This window comes from Stenotrophomonas sp. SAU14A_NAIMI4_5 (assembly GCF_003086795.1).
Lineage (GTDB): Bacteria > Pseudomonadota > Gammaproteobacteria > Xanthomonadales > Xanthomonadaceae > Stenotrophomonas.
On sequence record NZ_CP026003.1, the window covers coordinates 3878804 to 3902269 of the forward strand.

Annotated in this window: 21 protein-coding genes; 8 read left to right on the forward strand and 13 right to left on the reverse strand. The window is 66.6% G+C overall.

Annotated features, from left to right (window positions below):
- Positions 1 to 10: 10 nt before the first annotated feature.
- On the reverse strand, positions 11 to 907 hold the full coding sequence (locus C1925_RS17825; protein WP_108770063.1) for a DMT family transporter: 897 nt from the start codon (positions 905 to 907) through the stop codon (positions 11 to 13).
- 91 nt (positions 908 to 998) lie between these two features.
- Here C1925_RS17825 and C1925_RS17830 point away from each other — a divergent pair, with 91 nt between their 5' ends.
- Positions 999 to 1481, forward strand: a complete 483-nt coding sequence (locus C1925_RS17830) for a YajQ family cyclic di-GMP-binding protein (RefSeq protein WP_079223459.1) — start codon at positions 999 to 1001, stop codon at positions 1479 to 1481.
- Between the two features lie 88 nt (positions 1482 to 1569).
- Here the strand turns inward: C1925_RS17830 and C1925_RS17835 are convergent, their stop codons facing one another.
- The 3 genes from C1925_RS17835 to C1925_RS17845 all read right to left on the reverse strand — a co-directional run bounded on the left by C1925_RS17835 (position 1570) and on the right by C1925_RS17845 (position 5796).
- Positions 1570 to 2661: a helix-turn-helix domain-containing protein gene (locus C1925_RS17835; protein ID WP_108770064.1), complete on the reverse strand. Its 1092-nt coding sequence runs from the start codon at positions 2659 to 2661 to the stop codon at positions 1570 to 1572.
- Positions 2662 to 3184: 523 nt separating this feature from the next.
- Positions 3185 to 4312 carry an NAD(P)-dependent alcohol dehydrogenase gene (locus tag C1925_RS17840; protein WP_108770065.1) on the reverse strand — a complete coding sequence of 376 codons (1128 nt, stop codon included), beginning with the start codon at positions 4310 to 4312 and terminating at the stop codon, positions 3185 to 3187.
- Between the two features lie 17 nt (positions 4313 to 4329).
- On the reverse strand, positions 4330 to 5796 hold the full coding sequence (locus tag C1925_RS17845) for a benzaldehyde dehydrogenase (protein WP_108770066.1): 1467 nt from the start codon (positions 5794 to 5796) through the stop codon (positions 4330 to 4332).
- Between the two features lie 275 nt (positions 5797 to 6071).
- Here C1925_RS17845 and C1925_RS21025 point away from each other — a divergent pair, with 275 nt between their 5' ends.
- Positions 6072 to 6221 (forward strand): hypothetical protein, encoded by a 150-nt coding sequence (locus C1925_RS21025; protein WP_159097556.1) that lies wholly within the window; start codon positions 6072 to 6074, stop codon positions 6219 to 6221.
- A 489-nt stretch (positions 6222 to 6710) separates the two neighbouring features.
- Here the strand turns inward: C1925_RS21025 and C1925_RS21030 are convergent, their stop codons facing one another.
- The gene (locus tag C1925_RS21030; protein WP_159097557.1) at positions 6711 to 7580 is read right to left on the reverse strand and encodes a hypothetical protein; all 870 of its coding nucleotides are present in this window, start codon (positions 7578 to 7580) and stop codon (positions 6711 to 6713) included.
- A 1-nt stretch (position 7581) separates the two neighbouring features.
- On the reverse strand, positions 7582 to 8118 hold the full coding sequence (locus tag C1925_RS21035; protein ID WP_159097558.1) for a hypothetical protein: 537 nt from the start codon (positions 8116 to 8118) through the stop codon (positions 7582 to 7584).
- A gap of 254 nt (positions 8119 to 8372) precedes the next feature.
- On the opposite strand from C1925_RS21035, the gene C1925_RS17850 reads away from it, so the two are divergent.
- Together C1925_RS17850 and C1925_RS17855 are read left to right on the forward strand one after the other, a co-directional pair.
- On the forward strand, positions 8373 to 8939 hold the full coding sequence (locus tag C1925_RS17850; RefSeq protein WP_108770067.1) for a DUF1415 domain-containing protein: 567 nt from the start codon (positions 8373 to 8375) through the stop codon (positions 8937 to 8939).
- Positions 8936 to 9739, forward strand: coding sequence for an SDR family oxidoreductase (locus C1925_RS17855; RefSeq protein WP_108770068.1), 804 nt, complete (start codon positions 8936 to 8938; stop codon positions 9737 to 9739). Before C1925_RS17850 ends, C1925_RS17855 begins: the two co-directional genes overlap by 4 nt.
- A gap of 108 nt (positions 9740 to 9847) precedes the next feature.
- Here C1925_RS17855 and C1925_RS17860 read toward each other — a convergent pair whose 3' ends face one another.
- Positions 9848 to 11878, reverse strand: a complete 2031-nt coding sequence (locus tag C1925_RS17860) for a M3 family metallopeptidase (RefSeq protein ID WP_108770069.1) — start codon at positions 11876 to 11878, stop codon at positions 9848 to 9850.
- A 211-nt stretch (positions 11879 to 12089) separates the two neighbouring features.
- On the opposite strand from C1925_RS17860, the gene C1925_RS17865 reads away from it, so the two are divergent.
- A complete protein-coding gene (locus C1925_RS17865; RefSeq protein ID WP_108770070.1) occupies positions 12090 to 12494 on the forward strand; it encodes a hypothetical protein in 405 nt (134 codons plus the stop codon).
- Between the two features lie 109 nt (positions 12495 to 12603).
- On the opposite strand, the gene C1925_RS17870 is transcribed toward C1925_RS17865, so the two are convergent.
- The gene (locus C1925_RS17870; protein ID WP_108770071.1) at positions 12604 to 13716 is read right to left on the reverse strand and encodes a PLP-dependent cysteine synthase family protein; all 1113 of its coding nucleotides are present in this window, start codon (positions 13714 to 13716) and stop codon (positions 12604 to 12606) included.
- 125 nt (positions 13717 to 13841) lie between these two features.
- Between C1925_RS17870 and gloA the strand changes: the two genes are divergently transcribed.
- Both gloA and C1925_RS17880 read left to right on the forward strand, forming a co-directional pair.
- The gene (gene gloA, locus C1925_RS17875; protein WP_108770072.1) at positions 13842 to 14360 is read left to right on the forward strand and encodes a lactoylglutathione lyase; all 519 of its coding nucleotides are present in this window, start codon (positions 13842 to 13844) and stop codon (positions 14358 to 14360) included.
- Positions 14361 to 14430: 70 nt separating this feature from the next.
- Entirely contained in the window at positions 14431 to 14859 is a 429-nt protein-coding gene (locus tag C1925_RS17880) for a VOC family protein (RefSeq protein ID WP_108770073.1), read from the forward strand.
- Between the two features lie 90 nt (positions 14860 to 14949).
- Here the strand turns inward: C1925_RS17880 and C1925_RS17885 are convergent, their stop codons facing one another.
- From C1925_RS17885 to yddG, 4 genes are all read right to left on the reverse strand, one after another.
- Complete coding sequence (locus C1925_RS17885; protein ID WP_053461435.1) at positions 14950 to 15381, reverse strand: CBS domain-containing protein; 432 nt, start codon at positions 15379 to 15381, stop codon at positions 14950 to 14952.
- Between the two features lie 364 nt (positions 15382 to 15745).
- Complete coding sequence (locus C1925_RS17890; protein ID WP_159097559.1) at positions 15746 to 16705, reverse strand: pectinesterase family protein; 960 nt, start codon at positions 16703 to 16705, stop codon at positions 15746 to 15748.
- Positions 16706 to 16776: 71 nt separating this feature from the next.
- On the reverse strand, positions 16777 to 19521 hold the full coding sequence (locus tag C1925_RS17895) for a TonB-dependent receptor (RefSeq protein ID WP_108770075.1): 2745 nt from the start codon (positions 19519 to 19521) through the stop codon (positions 16777 to 16779).
- A gap of 191 nt (positions 19522 to 19712) precedes the next feature.
- Complete coding sequence (yddG, locus tag C1925_RS17900) at positions 19713 to 20663, reverse strand: aromatic amino acid DMT transporter YddG (protein ID WP_108770076.1); 951 nt, start codon at positions 20661 to 20663, stop codon at positions 19713 to 19715.
- A 298-nt stretch (positions 20664 to 20961) separates the two neighbouring features.
- On the opposite strand from yddG, the gene C1925_RS17905 reads away from it, so the two are divergent.
- Entirely contained in the window at positions 20962 to 21435 is a 474-nt protein-coding gene (locus C1925_RS17905) for a hypothetical protein (protein ID WP_159097560.1), read from the forward strand.
- Positions 21436 to 21474: 39 nt separating this feature from the next.
- Here the strand turns inward: C1925_RS17905 and C1925_RS17910 are convergent, their stop codons facing one another.
- A complete protein-coding gene (locus tag C1925_RS17910; RefSeq protein ID WP_108770078.1) occupies positions 21475 to 23424 on the reverse strand; it encodes a PEP/pyruvate-binding domain-containing protein in 1950 nt (649 codons plus the stop codon).
- Between the last annotated feature and the right edge of the window lie 42 nt (positions 23425 to 23466).

Genomic DNA, 23466 nt, shown 5'->3' on the forward strand with positions numbered 1-23466 from the left:
CCGGGCAGATTCAGGGATGATCCAGCGGCTTCGGCGGCTCAACCCGATTCAGGCGCTCGCGGTGCAGCAGGTACAGGCCCGAGGCCACGATGATCGCCGCGCCGGCCCAGGTGTAGCCGTCCGGCAGCTGGCCCCAGAAGGCCAGGTCCCAGCCGATCACCCAGACCAGGCCGCTGTACTCCAGCGGCGCGATCATCGACGCCTCGCCCAGCTGGAAGGCGCGGGTCAGGGCGATCTGGCCCAGCGCCCCGGCCAGGCCCATGCCGGCGATCAGCGGCGCATGCGCCAGCTGCAGCGGCACCCAGCCCGGCAAGGCCAGCAGGCCGGCACCGATGGCCATGATGACCAGGAACCAGACCACCATCGACTGCGAGGTATCGGTGCGGGTCAGCAGGCTGACCGTGATGGCGGCGATGGCGTAGGCGGTGGCGGCGGCCAGCACCATCAGGCCGGGGATGGAAATGAAGCCATCCACGCCCGGCCGCAGCACCACGATCACGCCCAGCAGGCCGACGCCGATGGCGACCCAGCGCCGCGGCCCGACCCGCTCGCCCAGCAGCGGCACCGACAGCGCCGCGATCAGCAGCGGGGCCACGAAGTAGATGCTGTAGGCAGTGGACAGCGGCAGGTCGCGCAACGCGTAGACGAAGCAGCCGATCATCGCCATGCCCAGGCCGCCGCGCAGCAGGTGCAGGCCCCAGCGGCGCGGGATGAGCGAGCGCGGGCCGGCACTGGCCAGCACCCAGACCAGCACGAAGGGCAGCGAGGCTGCGCCACGCAGGAAGGTGACCTCCAGCGAGGGGTAGCTGGCCGACAGCTGTTTCATGCCGGCGTCCATCAGCGAGAAGCAGGCCACGGCGGCGACCATCCAGGCCACCGCGCGCGAGGGGGAGCGTTGCGCGTTCATGGCCCATTATCGCCGACCGCGTGCCCCGCCGGGCGCCGGGCACGGGTGCCGCGATAGAATGGTGGCCACTGAATTCCGCGGAGCCACGCCCATGCCTTCCTTCGACGTCGTGTCCGAAGTCGACACCCACGAACTGACCAACGCCATCGACCAGGCCAACCGCGAACTGGCCACCCGCTTCGACTTCAAGGGCGTGGAAGCCAAGTTCGAGCGCGAGGGCGATGTCATCAACCAGTCCGCACCGACCGAGTTCCAGCTCAAGCAGATGAACGACATCCTGCGCGCCCGCCTGGCCGCGCGTGGCATCGACGTGCTGAGCCTGGAGTTCGGCGACATCGAGACCAACCTGGCCCAGGCCCGGCAGAAGATCACCGTCAAGCAGGGCATCGAGCAGAAGATCGCCAAGAAGATCGCCGCTGCCCTGAAGGAAGCGAAGCTGAAGGTGGAAAGCCAGATCAACGGCGACAAGCTGCGCGTGCAGGGCAAGAAGCGCGACGACCTGCAGGACGCCATCGCGGTACTGAAGGCCGGCAAGTTCGAGCTGCCGCTGCAGTTCAACAACTTCCGCGACTGATGGATGCCGCCGGGCATGGCCCGGCGCTACCAGGGTGTCGCTCCGGGCTGCAGCGGTAGCGCCGGGCCATGCCCGGCGGACTGCTCAACTAATCGCGCAGCAGCTTGTACAGCGTGGTGCGCGAGATCCCCAACTGGCGGGCGGCCAGGCTGAGATTGCCTTCGGCCGCCTGCGCCGCACGCCGTGCGGCTTCGCGCTGCTGCTGCCGCAATGGCACGTCTGCGACCGCCACCGCTGCTGCCGCCACCCGCGTGCGGGGCGCACGCGGTGCGCGCAGGTGCTGCAGGAACAGCGCGCTGCCCTCGCCCAGCCGCACCCGGTGCGCAGGCCCCGGTTGCAGCAGCCGACGCCGTTGCGCCGCACTGGCACCGGCAAACACCGTCTCCATCGACAGCAGCGGCAAGGGCCCGCGGCGCGGCAGGCCCAGCAGGCGGCGTGCCACGCGGTTGGCAGCGCGCAGCTGCCAATCATCCTGCACCGCCAGAAGCCCCTGCAGCGGCGTGGCCAGCCAGCGCGGATCGTGCTGCACGGCCAGCAGGTGCACATCGCTCAGACCCTGGAACAACCGGTTCTCGCTGGCCAGCGCGGCCTGCCGGAAGTAGCCCTGCAGCAGCGCCGGATCACGCTCGCCCAGCCCGGTGATGTCGATCGCCCCGCAGACCTGGCCATCGAGGTCGTGCAACGGTTCGCTCAGGCAGAACACCGGCGCGAAGCGCTGCAGGTAATGTTCGTTGCCACGCACCAGCGCGGGCACGTCATCGGCCAGGCTGACCGCTGGCGCCGTGGTTCCGATCTCGGCCTCGCCCAGCCGCCGCCCGACCTGGATCGGCCGCAGCAGCGGCGCATCCTCCAGGCCATGCGCCTGCTGGGCGATGACGAGTCCCTCGCGGTTGGCGCAGAACATCGTCCAGCCACGCCCACCGAAGGCGGCCCACAGCTGTTCCAGTTCGGGCTGCACGCAGCGCGCGAGCCGGCGGTCTTCGGGATCGCGCAGGCGCAGGCCATTGCCCTGCAGCGGCGGGTAGTGAGGCTCCTGCCCCGGCTGCACACCAGCCGCGCGCGAACGCTGCCAGGAGTGCTGCAGCGGCAGCGGCAACACCGCCAAGGACTGCACATCGCCTTCCGCGAACGCTGCGCGCGCGGCGACCAGCTGTTGTTGCCCGACTGTCGTGGCCATCATGGAAGCAGAGTACACCCGCGCACGCATGGCCGCGTTACGTCCCGGCAACGGAATGTTTCTGTTTCAAGACGCGTTCAAACAAGGGGTCAGAGCCGTTTTCCGGTGGAAAACGGATCCGACCCCGTGCCGACCAACGGTCGGCACCCACCATCAGCAGCAGGTTGCGACAGCTCGCGGGAAACTGTCGAAGGCGGGGTGGGTCCGGTTGAGGGGGGGTGAGCCGCATGGGCCCGAGGCATGCCTCGGGCGGGTTGGGCAGGACGCCCAACCCCGGTCTTGCCGTGTGCGCAGGACAGCGCACACGAGCAAGCGCGACCAAGCCCCCATGGGTGAGGGCGCTTTGCTTGCGAAGCACTGCTTCGCAAGCGCCCGAACGCACAGCCGCCAGCGGCTGGGCCGGACCCCGGAGGGGGGTTCACGGCGTCCCCCGCAACCGGACCCACCCCGCCATCCCACGGATAGCCCGCTGTTGCTGTTGACGTTGCAGTTGCTGTTGCCGGCCAGCGGCCGGCACTACCGGGCGTTACGCCGCGATCCGCAGGATCGGCTTCAGGGTGATCCCGCGCGTGCTGTCCTCGGCCGCCTGGTTGATCTGCTCCAGCGGATAGAACTTCACCAGCTTGTCGAACGGGAACCGGCCCTGCAGGAACAGCGTCACCAGCTGCGGAATGAACACCTGCGGCACGCTGTCACCTTCGACGATGCCGCGGATGCTGCGACCACCCAACAGCAGGTTGTTCACATCGAAACTGGCCGTGGTGCCCAGCTTCGGCGCACCCACCACGCCCATCATGCCCAGCCCGCCCAGCGCCTCGATGCCGGCCGACAGCACTTCCGGGCGACCGGTGGATTCCAGGGCGAAATCCGCGCCGCCACCGGTGATCGCACGCACCGCTTCAACCACGTCGGTCTCGCGGCTGTTGACCACGTGGGTAGCGCCCAGCTCCAGTGCCAGCTCCAGGCGCGACGGCACCACATCGATGGCGATGATGGTGGTGGCACCGGCCACCTTGGCCGCCATCACCGCACTCAGGCCCACCGCGCCGGCACCGTAGCTGGCGAAGCTGCTGCCCGAGCGCACCTTCAGCGAATTGAGCACCGCACCGGCACCGGTCTGGATGCCGCAGCCCAGCGGGCCCAGCAGTTCCAGCGGCGCATCGTCGGGCACCTTGATCGCGTTGATCTCGCGCGCGATGGCGAAGGTGGCGAACGAGGACTGCGCGAAGAAATGATCGTGCAGCGGCTGGCCCTGCGCATCGGTGATGGCGGTATGGCCGTGGCCATCGTCGCCGCCGAAGTTGAGCCCGAAGAAATCCTTGCAGTAGGCACCGTGGCCGCCGCGGCAGGGATTGCAGTGGCCGCAGGCGCCGTAGGTCAGCACCACGTGGTCACCCACCTTCAGGTCGCGCACGTTCGGGCCCACGGCTTCGACGATGCCGGCGCCTTCATGGCCGAGCACCGCCGGCAACGGCACCGGGTAGTACTGGTCGCGCACGATCAGGTCGGTGTGGCAGAGGCCGGTGGCCACCACCTTCACCAGTACCTCGTCGTCCTGCGGGCCGCGCAGCTGCGCCTGCTCGATGACGAAAGGCTGTTCCTTGCCGCGGACCACGGCGGCGGTGATCTCACGCGTTGCGGTGTTGTCGTTCATCGTGATGGTTCCTTCGATCAGATCGGATAGGCGGGCGCTTCGCCCTTGACGGTCAACCACTGCCACTGGGTGAACTCTTCCCAGTTGGCCGGGCCGCCGATGCTGGTGCCGTTGCCGGACGCACCGACGCCGCCGAAGGGATTGATCACTTCGTCGTTCACCGTCTGGTCGTTGATGTGCAGCAGGCCGGTGCGCAGGCGTTCGCCGAGCTTCAGCGCGCGGCCGACGTTGCTGGACACGATGGCCATCGACAGGCCGTATTCGCTGTCGTTGGCCAGCTGCACGGCCTGGTCGTCATCGTCGAACGGCACCACGACCGCCACCGGCGCGAAGATTTCTTCATTGAATGCCGGGTTGTCGGCAGCCACGTTGCCGAGCACGGTGGGCGCGAAGAACAGGTCCTGGTGGGTACCGCCGGCTTCCAGCGTGGCGCCGGCCTTGACCGCGTCGGCCACCACGCGGGCGGCATGGTCGCGCTGGGTGGCGTTGATCAGCGGACCGATCGCCACGTCTTCGCGTGCCGGGTCGCCGACCTTCAGCGACTTGGCCTTGGCCACCAGCTTTTCCAGGAACGCGGCATGGATCTTCCTGTGCACCAGCACGCGGCCGGTGGCCATGCAGATCTGGCCCTGGTGCAGGTACACGCCCCAGGCAGTGTTGGCCACGGCCAGATCGAGGTCGGCATCGTCGAGGATGATCAGCGAGTTCTTGCCACCCAGTTCCAGCGAGACCTTCTTCAGGTGCTTGCCGGCCGCTTCGCCGACCTTGCGGCCTGCGGCGGTGGAACCGGTGAACTGGATCATCGCCACGTGCGGATCGCTGGTCAGCGCGGCACCGGCGGCGCCGTCACCGGGCAGCATGTGCAGCACGCCGGCCGGCAGCCCGGCCTGTTCGAACAGGCGGGCGATGACCGCACCACCGCACACCGCGGTGCGCGGGTCGGGCTTGAGCACCACGGCATTGCCGAGCGCGATGGCCGGTGCCACCGCGCGCATGGCCAGGTACAGCGGGAAATTGAACGGTGAGATGACCCCGACCACGCCCAGCGGACGGCGCCGGGCCAGATTCAACCGGCCCGGTTCGGAGGGCAGGATTTCACCGGTGCTGCGCGAGGGCAGCGCGGCGGCTTCGTGCAGTGCCTTGATGGTCACCTTGGCCTCGAAGCCGGCCTTGAGGCGGGTCGAACCGCTTTCGCGCACCAGCCAGTCCACCAGGGTGTCGATGTTGTCTTCGGCCAGGCGCGCGGCCTGGCGCAGCACCTGCGCACGCTGTTCGTAGGGGGCGGCGGCCCAGGCCTGCTGGGCCTGCGCGGCGGCGGCGGCCGAAGTGGCGACCTGGGCGGCATCGGCCAGGCCGACCTCGCCGAGGGTCTGGCCGGTGGCCGGTTCGATCACCGGCTGGCGCTGGCTGGCGGCCTGCCACTGGCCGTCGAAGAAGGCGCCGGACCAGAGTTCGTCCGGCAGCCACGGGGAAGATGCAGTCATGAGGTGTCCTCCTGTGTCGTGCGTCCATTGCACGCCTGGCCCGCCGCGCAGGCAATCGGCCATCGGTGCGATCTCGGCAAGAGCTTGAATGGATGGGACTTTCCAGCATCGCCACTGTCCAGTGCGTGGACAGTGAACAACGCGGCCGCGGGCGACTGCCTACAATGGCGGCCCCCGCCAGCCGAAGCGCCCGCCATGACCGACCCCGAGACTAGAGCCACGTCGGTATCAAGGCGCATATCCGCGCAGAAGCGTGCTCGGGACTGGCGTGTGGCATGAATTGCAGCGAAGTGGGCGACCTGAAGGTGATGGTGTGCTATCGCACTGCCGAGACGAGTAAAGTCACCGGCGTTATCGACGAGAGCGGTGCAGACAAGCGTGCAGACCTGTCCGATTACAAGGCGACGTCTCCCAATGCTACCTAGCGCTCAACGGTGAAAGTGATCGGCAACGCAGGGGAGCGGAAGCAGGTTGAGCACCGCAAGCGTTGAGATGCCAGCACTCGGGTCAAAGTCGAATGCCCGTTCCTTTTGATCAAACAGCAGTTCAGCTGCATCAGTGTCTGCGACCGCAGCCTGGCCAAGAACACTGCACAAGAGTTGACATTGTTTGCGCCGTCCGATCCATAGGCGTTGTGCGGCCAGCTGCTGTCGACACAGCCCCTCCCCTTGAGGGACTGGAGCGAAACCTCGAACGCAGCGAGATTCAGCATTCGTCTGCCTCTGGCGGCACCAACTCGCTACAGCGCCGAGAATCCAGCATCGGCAATGATTGTTCGCCCAGACCCAACGCTCGCTCTATAGCGCCGCGCCAGGACCCGGCTATCCTCCCGATCTGCTTACAGGCCACTGCATCCCCGGGCCCGGGAACCCCGCGCCAAGTTACTGCATACCCGAACTAGCAGACCTCCCAAATCAATGACCTTCTGTAAAGTACCCGCGCATCTCTGCAAGCTCCGCACCAGAATCCTGCCACCCATATATCGTTTTTATTACAGCCCCATCCTGAACCACATGAAAAACCGGAGTTTCGAGAACATCCAGAGCACCCCACCCCACTGCTGCGGCTTGACTTTGCATTGGAAGAAGCTCATTCACCTCATTCCACTCACTGACACCAGGGTAAGGCCAGAACGGCGCCCGACGAACAATCAATCTAATGTTCGGCCTTATCCATGACCACTCAACCTCTTCTGAAATAGACTTCATTGCTACGCGAGAGAAGCCGCAACTCGGGCTAACATAGGCAATCACTTCGTAGCCCTTCCGATAAATCCAAGGGCGCCACTCCAATCTGCCATCCTTCGATGCCTGGAGCACACCTTGCTTATCACTCCGCGCCCCGCTTATGACAGGAAGATCGGGAACCGACAAACTCTCCCGCTTTGCCAAAGCAACGGCGCGGGGGAATTCACGATTCTGGATAAGCGCTCCGTACATTGCCAGATGTTCACTACGACTAGCTATGTTCCTTCCAACCATCTGCAGATAAATTTCTTCAAGATCAAGAAGTGATGGCGTATCACCGAGATATTGGGATACTCGTGCACCTGCCCGGAATGACTCGTGAAGAACGGCATCACCCAAGTGCGAGGAACTGCCCCCTGAAAGATTGCGTATTTTCCATTCTCTGTATGTCGCAGCCAACTGCTCCGCACGGTCAGCAGCGCCTGCCGCGATCAAGGCGCGGTCCAGCTCAATGATGCGAGAATCTATAGGTCCTGCCGCCCGCAGGGTCGCCGGCGACAGAACCAGAAATACCAAAATTAATGCACGAACCACCAAGTCAGCAGCTCGCCATGCAGATACTATGCGGAGAAACAGTGCAAGTCGCTCGACGAACACAGGCAAATCCAGGGTAGTCGATAATATCATGCACAGGACCACCCTTCCTTGAAAATTCAGCATCCGAAGAATTCATGACTTCCCGGTCAGATGCAGACTCTATTTTCAAGCCGGGCAGCAATGAAAGAGTTCGCTGAGCACCAAACAGTGAAAGGAGTCGATATGCCTGAGCAGCGGTCAGTTCAGATGTAATCGGCTCGTAGTCGTAGCTTGCCAGCCCCTGGCTACCAAACTGCAGCCCTGCGATGAATCTTTCTCTCGCGCTTTGCGACAAGGCCACCATGGGCGAGTCGAGCTTCAGAGCATTCATATGATCATCAAGCTGCTCAAAAGAATTGATGGGCGCGTACGCAAGCACAACATTTTCAGGGTGCACACCTTCAGAGCGCCCTGATTGCATCGCAGATACTGAAATTGAATAACAACTCATGACCGTCAGAATCAAGAAAACAAATTTCCTCATCTCTTCAGACCCCATGTAGATGATTGATTGATCGAGCTAAAGATTTCTCATTGCTCGACACCACCGTATAACTCAGAAAAATTGCCGTCAATTAAAAACTGCATCAGAATAATTGTATTTTTGGACGCCCTTGCCGCCAGTCTGCCCTGGCGCAGAGAGTGGTATGCACCATAGAGGGAGGGATGGCATTCAGCTCGTCGCCACTGTCCAGCGACGCAGCCGCAGGCGACTGCCTACAATGGCGGCCCCCGCCAGCCGAAGCGTCCGCCATGACCGACCCCGCCCTGCCCACCGACGACCCGATCGCCGCCACCCGCCTGTGGCTGGAGCGCATCGTGATCGGCCTGAACCTGTGCCCGTTTGCCAAGGCGGTATACGTGAAGGACCAGGTCCGCTTCGTACTCAGCGATGCGACCACGCCCGAGGCGCTGGTTGAACAGCTAGTCGAGGAGCTCGTGCTGCTGCGCGACACCCCCGCCGAGCAGATCGACACCACCCTGATCGTGCATCCGCAGGTGCTGACCGATTTCCTCGACTACAACGATTTTCTCGACAACGCCGACGCTGCCATCGAGGCACTGGACCTGCAGGGCATCCTGCAGGTGGCCAGCTTCCACCCGGACTACCAGTTCGATGGCGTGGCCGCCGACGATGCCAGCAACTACACCAACCGCGCGCCCTTCCCCACCCTGCACCTGCTGCGCGAGGAAAGTGTGGAACGCGCCGTGGACGCCTTCCCGGACCCGGACGTGATCGTCGAGCGCAACATCCAGACCCTGGACCGCATCGGCGTGGCCGGCTGGCACCGTCGCCTGCGCGGGGAAGACCTGTCGTGAGCGCGGCCCCACCCATCGCCGCGTGGCCGGCGGCACCGCTGCAGGGCAAGGTGGTACTCATCACCGCCGGTGCAAACGGCATCGGCCGCGGCGTGGCGCAGGCCGTGCTGGGCGCCGGTGGCCGCGTGCTGATCGGCGACCTGGACGTGGAAGCAGGCCAGGCCTGCCTGGACGAATGGCAGCGTGGCGATGATGCCGCGTTCCAGCGCCTGGACATCGCCGACGAAGCCAGCGTGCGCGACTTCATCGGCGCGGCGCAGCAGCGTTTCGGCCGCATCGATGGCCTGGTCAACAACGCCGGTATCGCCGGCCCGCACGGCACCGTGCTGCAGGACATGGAATGGGACGAGTGGCAGCGACGGCTGTCCTCGCTGCATGGCGCGTTCCTGTGCAGCAAGCATGCGCTGCCGGCACTGAAGGCCAGCGCGGCCGGTTCGATCATCAACGTCGCCTCCACCCGCGCGTGGCAGTCGGAAGCCAACAGCGAGGCCTATGCCGCCGCCAAGGGTGGGCTGGTGGCCTTCACCCACGCGCTGGCGATCAGTGCCGGCCCGGCGGTACGCGTGAACAGCATCAGCCCCGGCTGGATCGGCACCACCGCCTGGCAGGCTCCTTCGCGGCGGCATGCGCCGGAGTATTCGGCCAGCGACCACGGCCAGCACCCGGTCGGGCGCGTGGGCGAGCCCGAAGACATCGGCGCACTGGCGGTGTACCTGCTGTCGTCGCTGTCCGGTTTCAGCACCGGGCAGGATTTCATCGTCGACGGCGGCATGACGCGGAAGATGATCTACGCCGATTGACCGATGTACGGTAGCGCCGGGCCGTGCCCGGCGGCTCTTGTTGCCGCGCCGCGCTGCGCGCTCGCCGGGCATGGCCCAGCGCTACCGGTATGCACCGCGTTTTTTCGTTTACGCCATGCCCGAATGGCGCAGCAACGCGTCGATCTGCGGCGCGCGGCCGCGGAACGCCTTGAAGTTCTCCGCCGCCGGACGGCTGCCACCGCGCGAGAGGATTTCGTCGCGGAAGCGCGCACCGGTTTCAGCCAGCGCCTGCGGCGCTTCTTCAAACGCCGCATAGGCATCGGCGCTGAGCACCTCGGCCCACTTGTAGCTGTAGTAACCGGCCGCATAACCACCCGCAAAGATGTGGCTGAACTGGTGCGGGAAGCGATTCCAGGCCGGCGGATGGTTCACCGCCACTTCGCCACGCACGCGGTCCAGCAGCGCCAGCACGCTGTCCTGCGCCGGTTCGAACTGGCTGTGCACCAGCATGTCGAACAGGCCGAATTCCAGCTGGCGCACGGTCGCCATGCCACTGTGGAAGTTGCGCGCGGCCAGCATGCGCTCGTACAGCGCGCGCGGCAGCGGTTCGCCCGTGTCCACGTGCGCGGTCATGCCCTGCAGGTGGTCCCATTCCCAGCAGAAGTTCTCCATGAACTGGCTGGGCAGCTCCACCGCATCCCATTCCACGCCGTTGATGCCGGCCACGCCCAGCTCGCCGATGCGGGTCAGCAACTGGTGCAGGCCATGGCCCATTTCATGGAACAGGGTGGTCACTTCGTTGTGGCTGAAGGTGGCCGGCTTGCCGTTGGCACCGCGGCCGAAGTTGCACACCAGGTAGACCAGCGGCGTCTGCACGCTGCCATCGGCGCGATCACGGCGGTTGCGGCAATCATCCATCCAGGCGCCACCGCGCTTGCCTTCGCGCGCGTACAGATCCAGATAGAACTGGCCCACCAGCGCGCCCTGCGCATCGACCAGGCGGAAGAAGCGCACGTCCTCGTGCCACACCGGCGCGCTGTCGTCCTGCACGCGCAGGCCATACAGCTGCTCGATCACCGAGAACAGGCCGCCCAGCACCTTCGGCTCGGTGAAGTACTGCTTCACTTCCTGTTCGGAATAGCTGTAACGCGCCTGCTTCAGGCGGTCGGCGGCGAACGCCAGGTCCCAGGCCTGCAGGCTGTCGATGCCCAGCTGCTCGCGGGCGAACTGTTCCAGCTCGGCGCGGTCCTTGCCTGCGAACGGCTTGGCACGGGTGGCCAGGTCACGCAGGAAGGCCAGCACTTCGGCCGGGTCCTGCGCCATCTTGGTGGCCACCGAATAATCGGCGTAGGAGGCAAAACCCAGCAGCGCGGCCAGTTCGGCGCGCAGGGCGAGGATGCGGTCGATGTTGCCACCGTTGTCCAGCGCCTCGTCGCCGAATTCGGATGCACGCTGCGCGCTGGCGCGGTACAGGATCTCGCGCAGGTCGCGGTCTTCGCCCCAGGTCTGCACGGGCAGGTAGCATGGCATCTGCAGGGTCAGCTTCCAGCCGGTCTTGCCGTCTTTTTCGGCGGCGGCACGCGCAGCCGCCTTGACGTCGTCCGGCACGCCGGCCAGGCGCGCTTCGTCTTCCACGATCAGCGACCAGGCATCGGTGGCGTCGAGCACGTTCTGCGAGAACTTCGCCGACAGCGCCGACAGCTCTTCCTTGATCGCAGCGAAGCGCTGCTGCGCGTCGGCGTCCAGTTCGGCACCGCCCAGGCGGAAATCACGCAGGGTGTTGTCCAGCACCTTGCGCCGGGCCTCGTCGAAGCCGGCCGCTTCCGCGCTGGCGGCCAGCGCCTGGTACTGGCGGTACAGCGCCAGGTTCTGGCCCAGCGCGCTGGCGAAGCGGGTCACCCGCGGCAGGTTGCTGTTGTAGGCCTCGCGCAGCTCGGGGGTGTTGACCACGCCCTGCAGGTGGCCGACCAGGCCCCAGGCGCGCCACAGGCGTTCGGTGGCATCGTCCAGCGGGGTCACGAAGGTTTCCCAGCGCACCGGCTGCACCTGCTCGGCCGTTTTGACGGCGGCTTCGGCGTCGGCCAGCAGCACGTCCAGCGCCGGCGCCACGTGCTCGGGGCGGATGGCCTCGAAGGGCGGCAGGCCGGAAGCATCGAGCAGGGGGTTGGCAACGGTCACGGCAGATCTCCAGGAAACGGGCCCGGCAGGCGGGCATCCCTGTCCATATGGCGCTGGCCGGGCCGCCAGACAAGGGGAGCTTCCAGTAGATCCACGCCATGCGTGGATGGAGCTTTCCACGGAACCCCGGCATTCACGTCGGCCTTACGGGTCCGCGCCGAAGCTGGCACAGCGGGGGAGACCGCAGCGGTACGTCACGAGGAGGCCCCACATGGAAGGTCTGGCTCCAAGCACCACCGCGTCATCCGCCCGTTCACTGGCGCTGACCGCCACCACGGACGAGCTGTCCTGGATCGCCGCGCTGTGCGATGTCGGCGACGATGCACCGCGCCACCTGGCCCAGCTGAAGGCCCTGCAACGCCAGGGGGGCCGGCTCAGTGAGACGCAGGAATGGTACCCGTTCGAAGTGATCGAACGCGGTGCCAGCCGCCTGCAGCCAGGCCACGAGCGCGAGTTCGTGATCTGCGTGCTGCTGTGGCTGAAGGCGCTGGCCCAAGGCCGCGCCAGCGTGCTGGATCCGCACCTTCACCTGGATGACCGCGCGATGGACATCGAGGCGCTGCCCGATGCCCTGCGTGACACCCTGCTCGATGCATTCATGGATGCGGGGTATTGAGCGGCCCGTAAAACCCCGCTGCCGCTGCGCTCGCCGGGCATGGCCCGGCGCTACCTGACCGGCGTACCCGGTAGCGCCGGGCCATGCCCGGCGGAAATACCCTGCCGCGTTACAACGCTTCCAGGCTGCACCACGGCAGTTCGGGCAGGCCCTGCCCGGCCACGGCCGCGGCCAGCTGCGCGTCGGCGCCGTCCACGTCGATGCCCTGGCGGCCGTACCACGCCGGGTCGTAATAACTGTGCGCATAGCGCTCGCCGGCATCACACAGGATGCTGACGATGCTGCCCTGGTGGCCGGCTTCGCGCATCCACTGCGCGGCCTGCAGCACGCCGATGAAGTTGGTGCCGGTGGAGCCGCCGACGCGACGCCCGACCTGGCGGCTGACGTAGCGCATCGCCGCCAGGCTGAGTGCATCGGGCACCTTCACCATCGCATCGACGCTGGTCGGGATGAAGCTCGATTCCACCCGCGGCCGGCCGATGCCTTCCACCCGCGAACCGCCGCTGCAGGTCAGCCCGCGCCAGTCCGGCTCGCCTGCCACGGCGGCCTGGTAGCCCTCGAAGAACACCGAGATTTCCGGGTCGGCGCAGAGGATGCGGGTGTCATGCCGGCGGTAGCTGACATAGCGGCCGAGGGTGGCCGCGGTGCCGCCGGTGCCGGGGCTGCACACGATCCATTCCGGGATCGGGCTGGGCTCCTCGGCCATCTGCTTGAAGATGGATTCGGCGATGTTGTTGTTGGCGCGCCAGTCGGTGGCCCGTTCGGCGTAGGTGAACTGGTCCATGAAATGGCCGCCGGTCTCGCGGGCCAGCCGTTCCGAATCGCAGTTGAGGTCGCAGGCGCGCTCGACCAGGTGGCAGCGGCCGCCGTGGAATTCAATCGCGGCGATCTTTTCCGGCGAGGTCGTTGCCGGCATCACCGCGATGAACGGCAGGCCGAGCAGGCGCGCGAAATAGGCTTCGGACACCGCGGTCGAGCCGCTGGACGCCTCGATCACCGGCCGCCCCTCGCGCAGCCAGCCGTTGGCCAGCGCGTACAGGAACAGCGAGCGCGCCAGGCGGTGCTTCAGGCTGCCGGTGGGGTGGCTCGATTCATCCTTGAGGTACACGTCGATGCCCTCGAACCCGGGCAGTGCCAGCGGGATCAGGTGGGTATCGGCGGAACGGTTGAAATCGGCTTCGATCTTGCGGATGGCGGCGGCCACCCATTCACGCTGCGACATGGCGGGCAATCGTTGTCAGGACGGAACGGTGCGATCCGTCCATTGTACGTCGCAGTGCCGTCAGGTGGCGGCCGGTAGAATGACGCCATCCGGCCATCACGGCCCTGTCTGAAGGACCTTCCCCCATGACCCTTCCCGCCCTGCGCGATATTCCCGGCGTGGCTGCCCAGGCCCCGGCCGAAACCCACGGCTTCGTGTTCAACCACACCATGCTGCGGGTCAAGGACATCACCGCCTCGCTGGACTTCTACACCCGCGTGCTCGGCTACCAGCTGATCGACAAGCGTGATTTCGCCGAAGCCCAGTTCAGCCTGTACTTCCTGGCCTACGTGCCGGCCGGCGTGGCCGTGCCGGAAGACGATGCCACCCGCCGCGTGTGGATGGCCGGCCTGCCGGGCGTGCTGGAACTGACCCACAACCACGGCACCGAGACCCAGGATGGCCCGGTCTACCACGACGGCAACAGCGACCCGCGCGGCTTCGGCCACATCTGCGTGTCGGTGCCGGAACTGGAATCGGCCTGCCAGCGCTTCGAAGACCTCGGCGTGCCGTTCCAGAAGCGCCTGACCGATGGCCGCATGAAGAACATCGCCTTCATCAAGGACCCGGACGGTTACTGGGTCGAGATCATCGCCAACGCCTGACCGGCCGCGCCAGGCGCTCGCCGGGCATGGCCCGGTGCTACCACAGCGGTCCCCTTCTGAAGAGGTACGCATGGAAACGATGGAACTGCATCGCGGGCGCCTGATCGACCACCTGCAGCTGGTGGTGCGTGACCTGGCCGCCAGCCGCCGCTTCTACCAGGCCGTGTTCGATGCCATCGGCATCCCCATCGCCGGCGAAGGCCCGGACTATTTCTGGGCCGACGAACTGTTCATTTCCACCGCCAGCAGCGAGGCCGCCGCCGGCCAGCTGACCGGACGCCATCACCTAGCATTCCAGGCGCGTGATGCGGCCACGGTGGATGCCTTCCACGCTGCCGCACTGGCGGCAGGTGGCACCGACAACGGCGCGCCGGGCGAGCGGCCCTACCACCCGGGTTACTACGGCGCCTTCGTGCTCGACCCCGATGGCAACAACATCGAAGTGGTCTACCACGGCCCGGCGACCTACAGCGCCGACTCGGTGAAGGTCAGCTTCTGATTGCCGCGCTGCGCGCTCGCCGGGCATGGCCCGGCGCTACCAACGAAGAAGCCGGGCGATGCCCGGCTTCGTTCGTCCTGCACGGTCGCCTCAGTGGGCGGCCATGTAGATGTCCTGCAATACGGCCTTTTCCAGCTCCAGCTCGCCCAGCAGGTTCTTCACGATATCGCCCAGGCTGAGGATGCCGACCAGCGTGTTGCCGTCGGTGACCATCAGGTGGCGGCGACGCGAGTACGTCATCAGCGACATGGCCTGCTTCAGGGTGGCCTCCGGCGCGATGCCTTCCAGGCCGGTGGTCGGCACGGTGGAGATCACCCGGCGGCCGGCCTGCGGGCCGTCGTCGGCCAGGCTGCGCACGATGTCCTTCTCGGAGATGATGCCGACCGGCACCCCGTCCTTGATCACCACCAGGGCAGCGATTTTATTCGCGCTCATCTTGTGGGCGGCGGCACCGATGGTGTCTTCCGAATCGATGGTGATGACAGCTTCTTTCTTGGATTGCAGGAGTTCGCGGACGTTCATTCTTGTTTCCTGGTGCAGGTCACTGAAGTCAAAAAGTGTGCTCTTCCGAATCGCCCCCTCCCCGGGAACAGACCTTTCAGCGCACGTCTGGCGCACGGTGCCGGCAGGTAACTGCATCGGCCAGCACGGTGCTGCAACGCGAACGAGGCCGGTGAAGGAAAACCCGCAGGGGCCTCGGACGATTCGATTCTACGACTGCCCTGCGCGGCCACTACCGGCACCGATGGGACGCTTCGTCGTGGAACCTGTCGACGATTCCGAGAATCGCACCTGCGGCAAAACCGGCGCTGAATACAGCCCTTTCAAGCCGCTCAAGTTCGCACCCGCGCGGCCGACGCACGCGCAACCGCCCGACCGTGCAAAGTCAGGGGAACGGTCGCCAGCTGCCGAGCACCGCCTCGGTGGTGTACTGCGCGGCCTCGTCACCGGACAGGTGATGCGACCACGCCACGCGTTCTTCCGGTGAGGCACCGGCACCGACGCTGCCGAACTCGCCGTAGTAAGTGGTACGTTCGGCATCGGGCTTGTCCCAGTTGTGCCAGCCAGCCTGCACGATGTGCGGGCCCAGGTTGGACTGCAGGAATACCGTGCGTGCGAACGGCCGCCACGGCCGCCCCAGGTAGGCGGTGCCCATGCCTTCGCCACGCAGCAGCGCGCGACGGAACACGTAGCCGAAGCGCTGTCCTTCCGGCGTGGATGCCGCGGTGACCCAGCCCAGCTTGCCCTTGGACACGATCGTGCAGTCATCGAACAACGCCGTGGCCGCACCGAAGATGAAATCCACCGTGCCTTCGATGTAGCAGTCCTTGAAGTGCAGCACGCTGCCTTCGTGCGTGTAGAGCGTGTCCTGGTTGCCGAGCAGGCGCACGTTGCGGAAGCCGCCGCGCGGCGGTGCGGCATACAGCGCCAGTGCCTGGCCGACGTTGCCGGCGTTGTTCTCGATGGTCAGGTCTTCGGCGATGAACTCATCGCCATACACGTACACCGTGGCCGAGCCACTGGTGCGCATCGCTTTGCCGGTGGCCGGATCGACCAGGTCGGCGTAGTTGTTCCAGCTGAGGATGGACGCGCCGGCGCCGGCGCCGCGCAGCGTCACCCGGCTCTTTTCCTTCGGCACCTTCACCACGCCGCGGTACAGCCCCTCGCGCAGCACGATGACCTGGCGCGTGCGGTTGCCGTCGGGCACCGCATCGATGGCCGCCTGCACGCTGCGGTAGTCACCGCTGCCATCGGCGGCCACCACCCAGTCGCGCGCGGCGGCAGGCAGCGCGGCCAGCACCAGCAGGCCGGCCAGGGGGAGGGAGAAACGGCTTAGCTGCGGCATGCGGCGTCCTGCGGGCAAGAGGGACGAAGGGCGGCCGGCGTTGCGTGCCGGCCGCGATCCAGGGGCAACGATCAGAACTTGTAGCGCAGGCCGAGCAGGAATTCGCGGCCGGTCTGGGTGTAGGTCAGCGGCAGTTTCCATGCCGAGGTACCCACCCACTCGTTGCTGGTTTCATTGGTCAGGTTGATGCCTTCCAGGCTGACTTCCAGATGGTCGTCGATCTTCCAGCTGATCGAGGCATCCACCGTGTCCACCGCATCCATGCCGTGGAAGCTGAAGCCCTGCACGCTGGCCGGCACCTGGGTGTAGTAGCCGTCGCGATGGGTGTAGGACACGCGCGCGCCCAGCTTCTCGCCTTCGTAGAACAGCGTGCTGTTGTACGAATTCTTCGACAGGCCGGTCAGATCGGTCTTCAGCGAGGCCGCACCGGTGGAGGTGAGGTACTGGATCTGCGAATCGACCCAGGTGTAGTTCAGCTGCAGGCCCAGGTTGCTCCAGCGTCCCGGCAGGAAGCTGAAGGGCTGCACGTAGTTGAACTCGGCACCCTTGAGGTCACCACCGGGCGTGTTCAACGGACGGGTGAACGTGAAGTCTTCATTGGGCGACACGCCGGTGCCGTCGAGCAGGCTGGCCGGCAGGCCACTGGCACTGAACGGCATGACCGTGCTGGTGCCCTGCACGAAGCTTTCGATGTCCTTGTGGAACAGCGCCAGGCCGAGCAGGCCGCCTTCCTGGAAGTACCACTCCACGCCCAGGTCCAGCGTGCGTGCGCGGATCGGGTCCAGGTTCGGGTTGCCGCCGTTGACGTAGCGGTGGCCGCTGGACAGGCTCAGCGTCGTGCCCGGGGTCAGCGAGGACAGACCGGGGCGTGCCATCACCTTGGCCGCACCGAAGCGCAGCATCAGGTCCGGTGACAGCTCGGCCACCAGGTTCAGCGACGGCAGCGTATCGGTGTAGTCGCGCGACACATGGGTCAGCACCATCGCGCCATCCACCGTGGAATAACCGGTGGAGGACTGGGTGGTCTTGACCCGGCGCACGCCCACGTTGCCCGACACCGGCACGCTGCCGACATCGAAGCCGAACTCGCCCATCAGCCACGCGCCGCGGTCACGCTCTTCCACGCTGCGGCGGGTCGCGTTGCGTTCGTACAGCTGGTAGATGCCCTGCCCGCTGTAGATGCCCAGCAGCTGCGACAACGCGGCCAGGTCGGGCACGGCCCAGGCATCGGGCGAACCGGCCACGCCGCCCAGGCGGGCGATGTCGACCAGTGCCGCCGGCACCGTGTAGCTGCCATCGGCGAACGCCGGCACCACGGTTTCGCTCTGCCGGCGGTACTCGCTGGTGTCGAACGTGTAGTCCTTGGCGAGCAGGCCGCCCCGCAGGGTGAACGACGGCCCGAAGTTCCAGGTGAAATCCAGCGCGCCGTTGTCGAAGCTGTTGCTGGCGTACTGCGGGCGCAGGCGCACTTCGGCCAGGGTCCAGCCGCTGGTGTCGGTGGGGTCGATGCCGTAATTGAAGGTCGGGTGGGTGACGCTGTCGCGGAAGTCGTAGCTGTAGCCGGACACGTTGGCCTTGTCCATGATCAGCGTGGTCTGCACCGGGTTGGCGTGCTTCGAGCTGGAATGGCCGACCAGCAGGTTGACCTTGAACGCATCGCTGAAGCGATGTTCGCCACTCAGCGAGACCTGCTTGAAGGCAGTGTTCCACTCATCGCGGCGCTGTTCGGAACGCACGCCGGCACCATCGAACAGGCCGTACAGCAGCGCGCCGGACGTGGGATCGATGTAGCCGTCGCGCAGCACCATGTTCTGCTTCTGCGCCGAGTAGGCAAACGAGATCGCCTCGATGTACTTCTCGCTGCGCACGGTATCGATCTTCGAATACAGCGCGTCCAGCGCGAACTCGGTGTTGTCGGTCGGCTTCCACTGCAGCGAGGCGGTCACGCCCAGGCGCTTCTGGTCGTGTTCCAGCAGCGTGTAGCGCGGGAAATACGGGTGCCACACACCATCGGCCAGGCCGGCGGTGAACGGCGAGCTGGGGCTGAAGCCACCGTTGCTGCTGGCGCTGTACCAGCGGCCGGTGTTGCTGCCTTCCTCGCGCACGCGGCGTTCGGAATAGGCCACCGACAGCAGCCCACCGAAACGCCCGTCGGCCCAGGTGTCGGCGATCAGCGCGGCCGCACGCGGGCTGGCCTTCTCGGAAAGATCGTTGAAGCTGCCCTGCCCGCTCGCCGCGAAGGTGAAGCCGTCGTAGTCGAACGGGCGCGCGGTGCGCAGGTCCACGGTTGCACCCAGCGAGCCCTCTTCCACGTCGGCCGAGGCGGTCTTGCGCACGATCAGCTGCGAGAACAGGTCCGAGGCGAACACGTTGAAGTCGAAGCCACGGCTGCGGTTGGTGCCGCCGGACTGGTCCGAGCCGCCGACGGTGGTCAGCGCCTCCAGGCCGTTGATGCGAACGCGGGTGAAATCCGGGCCGAGGCCGCGCACGGAGATGTTGCGGCCTTCGCCCGCGTCGCGGGTGATGGTCACGCCGGGGATGCGCTGCAGCGATTCGGCCAGGTTGAGATCGGGGAAGTTGGCGATGTCCTCGGCCACCACCGCATCAACCATGCCCTTTTCCGAACGCTTGATGTCCAGCGCCTTTTCCACGCTGGCGCGGTAGCCGGTCACCGTCACCGCATCCAGTTCGGTGGGGTTGGCCGCCGCAGCGTCCTGGGCGGTGGCCGGGGCGGCCAGGGCAAGCAGCACGGCACTGGCCAGCGCGCTGGCGGCCAAGGTAACCGGTGTCTTTTTACGATTCAGCCTGTGCGTCATGAAAATCCCTTGCAATCACTGCTACTGGCGGTCGAGGGTGTCGATCAAGACATGACACCGGGGGACACGAAACGTAACAGCGTCATGGAACTGACACATCATGCGCTGCAGCAAGACAGCGGAAGGCGCCCGCAAGCGCCTGACCACAAAGGGAAATTCGCGCCCCGCCCAGCAAGCCGCCAGGCGCAGGGTCAGGCCGTGTGTGCAGCCGGCGGCGCCGGGGGCGGCAGCGGCCTTGCGCGGGTCGCCCACCAGCACAGCAGCGAGCCTGCGGTCACGCAGGCCACGCCCTGCACGAAGCCCATGCCCGGGTGCAGCGACAGCCACACGCTGCTCCACAGCACCGACAGCACCGGGGCGAAGTAGGAGAAGATCGCCATCGAGGTGACGTTGCCGTGCTGCAGGCCATGGTTCCAGCACGAATAGGCGGTGGCGGTGAGCAGGCCGAACACTGCCACCTGGGCCAGGCCGCCCCAGTGCAGGTGCAGCGGCGGCGCGTCGCCCAGCGCGTACTTCAGCCACAGCACCGCGGCGGTGGCGATCATGAACAAAGGCACCGCGTTGCGCGAACCGCCGATGCGCTTGGTCACCAGCGAATAGGTGGCCCACATGCACGAGGCGGCCAGCGCCAGTGCGTAGGCCAGCGGGTTGCTGCGCAGGTTGGCCAGCAGCATCGCCGGCGACCACGCGCCTTCGCCGGTGATGACCAGCACCACGCCCAGCAGGCACAGCACGGTGGCCGGCAGCAGCAGCCAGTTGCCGCGCTGCATGCGGGTCAGCACGGTCAGCAGCACCGTCAGGCACGGCCACAGGTAGTTGATCATCACCAGTTCCAGCGCCTGCCCACGGTGGTGGGCCAGGCCGATGGACAGCGACAGCGAGATCTCGGTGCCGATGAACAACGCACCGCCGATCAGCAGGTAGCGTCGCGGCAGCTGCGAGGGTCGCGGCACGCCCAGGATGAGCGCCGAGAACACGGCGGCGGCAGTGAAGATCAGGGCGGCGCCACCAACGGCACCGAAGATCTCGCTGATCGTGCGCAGCATGCCCAGGGTCGGGCTCCACAGCAGCACGGCGCTGGCGCCGATGAGGGTCGGAAGATGGGGTGACGCGGAGGCGCGCAGGGCGCGGAAGCCGTACATGGGGGCGACGACAACAGAAGGCGATCGGTTGAAAGGCACGCGCAGCGATGCGCCCGGCCCCGACAGCGGGACAGGCAGGTCATGCGGACGCGTGGGTCCTGGGGAGTACGCTGGTCCGTAGCGTCGTCCCCGGAACGCCCCGGCACTGTGCGTTGCAGGGGGGTACGGCGGGAGGCGGGTTACAGCAGCCGACTGGCCGAAGCGGATTGTACGCTTTCGATGCTGCGCCGCAATATGGCCCTGTTCATCCACTCACCTTTGCGTAGAATTCCCGCCCCCACGCAAAGGAATGACTGTGATGACATTGACCCCCACCCGGATGTTCGCCCCGATCTTCGCCGTCCTGCTGGCTGCACCCACGGCGCATGCTGCAACGACCATCGACGCAGCGCAGTGGCAGAAGCTGGCACCCACGCTGCAGGCTGCACTGGAATGCCGCGCGGACCCGGATGCCGCAGCCAAGGCCCTGGCCGGCCTGTCGGTCAACCTGGATGGCACCGACGAACCGATCAAGCCGCCGGTGCCGTTCACCGTGTTCGGCCTGCAGGTCCGCTCGTTCTCGGTCTACATCGATCCCGACGGCGACCTGGGGGCCAGCTACACCAGCAAGCTCTCGGCCAATGCCGCAGCGGTGCGCAACGCCTCCAAGCTGGGCAGGAAGCCCGAGCGCGATACCAGCATGGGTGTGCTGTCGATCGCCCAGGATGGATCGGCACAGCTGACCTGCCTGGTCTATGGCGCCTACGACGAGCGCGACTACCAGGAACCGTAAGCGACCCGTGGCGTGCGCAGCAGCCCTGTTCCGGCAGGGCTAGCGCGCGCTTCCTTCCACATACGGGCGCGACTGCAGGATCAGCACCTCATCGCCGACCACGGCCCATTCAATGTCCTGGTCGGCACCACCCAGCGCCTGCCTGGTACGGGTACCGATGCGCGCCAACCGTGCAATCAGTGCATCGGTCAGCACCTGCCGCGAACCGGTGATCGGCACCTCGCGCACACCGCCACCCGCACGCGCCACCAGCTGGGTGTCTTCGGCCGACCGGCTCAGCACCTGTACCGCCTTCGACCACGATGAGTACATCACCTGCTCGGCCTGGCGTTTGCCTTCCACCACGCGGATGCCCAGCCCGCGCTTGGCCGAGATGTAGGTGACATGGCGACGCGCGGCATCGAAGGGATCGCGGGTGATCATCACCCCGGAGCTGTCCGACGGCGCGGCCACCTGCACCAGCACCGCCATGGCCACCGCATCCTGCGGCAGGCCCGCCGCCGTGCGCGCTTCGTAGGCCTCGAAGTTGTAGACCGACGCCCAGACCATCTGCACCGCTTTGGCGACCGCCTCCATGCGGGTCACGTTGGGCACCGTGGTGTACAGCCCAGCTCCGCTGAAACCCGGCAGATCCTCGGAATTGGACGAGCTGCGCACGAACACCGGCGCGCCCTGCAACTGGTCGCGCCACTGGCGTTCCAGCGTACGCGCGAAGGCGGCATCGGCGGGCGCGTTCTCGATCTGCGTACGCAGCGACGCCAGCGCATCACGTCGCACCGCCGGATCGCTGTTGAACCCCGGCCGCTGCTGCAGTTCGCGCAGGCGTTGCGGCACCTGCAGCCGCTGCTGCATGGCCTGGTACTGCGAGAACGGAATGCAGAAGCCATCGGGCACCCGTGCCGCCGGTGGCAGCACCGCACGCAGCGTGCCGAGGTTGGCGGCCTTCACCCCGCAGTGCGAGCTGTCACGCGCACGCAGCGCCTGCAGCGGCTTCAGCGCCACCACGGCCAGGTCCGGGCGCGGCAGGCTGCGCTGCACAGGGCGTGCGGCAGTGGCGGAGGGCGTGCGTGCCGGCCGCGCCAACGGGGTCACCCGGTAATCGCTGCCGGTCACCTCCAGCGCCACCCAGCGACCGTCGTACTGGCGCAGCGCGTCCTGCGCATCACGCACGTAGACGTTGGGAATGCCCCAGCCCTTGGCCAGCAGGTTGACGTGCGACAGCAGCGTCGACGGCCGCTGCGTCACCAACCCGGCGACCGGGGCCAGCGCGATCGGCACCTCATCCAGCACCGGGATATCGCGCGGCGACAGCGCGGCCAGCTGCGCCTCCGTGCGCACGATGCGCAGGCGCCCCTCCGCCTGCCCGGTGTTCAGCGGCAGGAAGCGCTGCTCACGCAGCAGGGCCTCCTGGCTGACGTAGGCCAGCTTCATCTCGCCCGCCAGCTGCTCATGCGCGGTGGAATTGGTCTTGAAGCGGATCGGATCGGAGAACGAGGCGCGCAGCACTGCATCGGCCTCGCGCAAAAGCGGCGCGGTCAGCTGGTCGCCTTCCCAGAATTCGTAGGTGTATCCCGGCAGATCCCGCTGCCAGGCCACGGTCCCGAACAGGAAGCGCCGCTGCGGGTCACGGTATTGCGCGTTCACCGTGGCCTTGTCCATCGAGCGCAGCAGCCGCTGCTGGCGCACGAACTGCTCGTGCAGGCCGTGGCGGCGCGTGTTGACGTAGTAGATGCGCCCGTTCTCGCGCCGGTCGATGACGAAGATCAGATGCGGCATTTCCAGCGCCGTGCCGGCGTTGTAGACGCGGGCCATCTGCATGAACTGTGCGCGGCTGTCGATGCGCGGAAGATAGTCCGGCCCTTCGGCCGGCTGCTGTGCCGCGTCAGGGCGATGCTCATACGCCGAGGGCTTGCGTGCGGTCTGTGCCAGCGCGGGTGTGGCGCAGGCCAGCAGCAACAGCAGGGTCGCGCGGTGCCATAGGGTATTCATACGGGATCGATCCTTGATGCCGTTACGGAGACAACAGGGTAC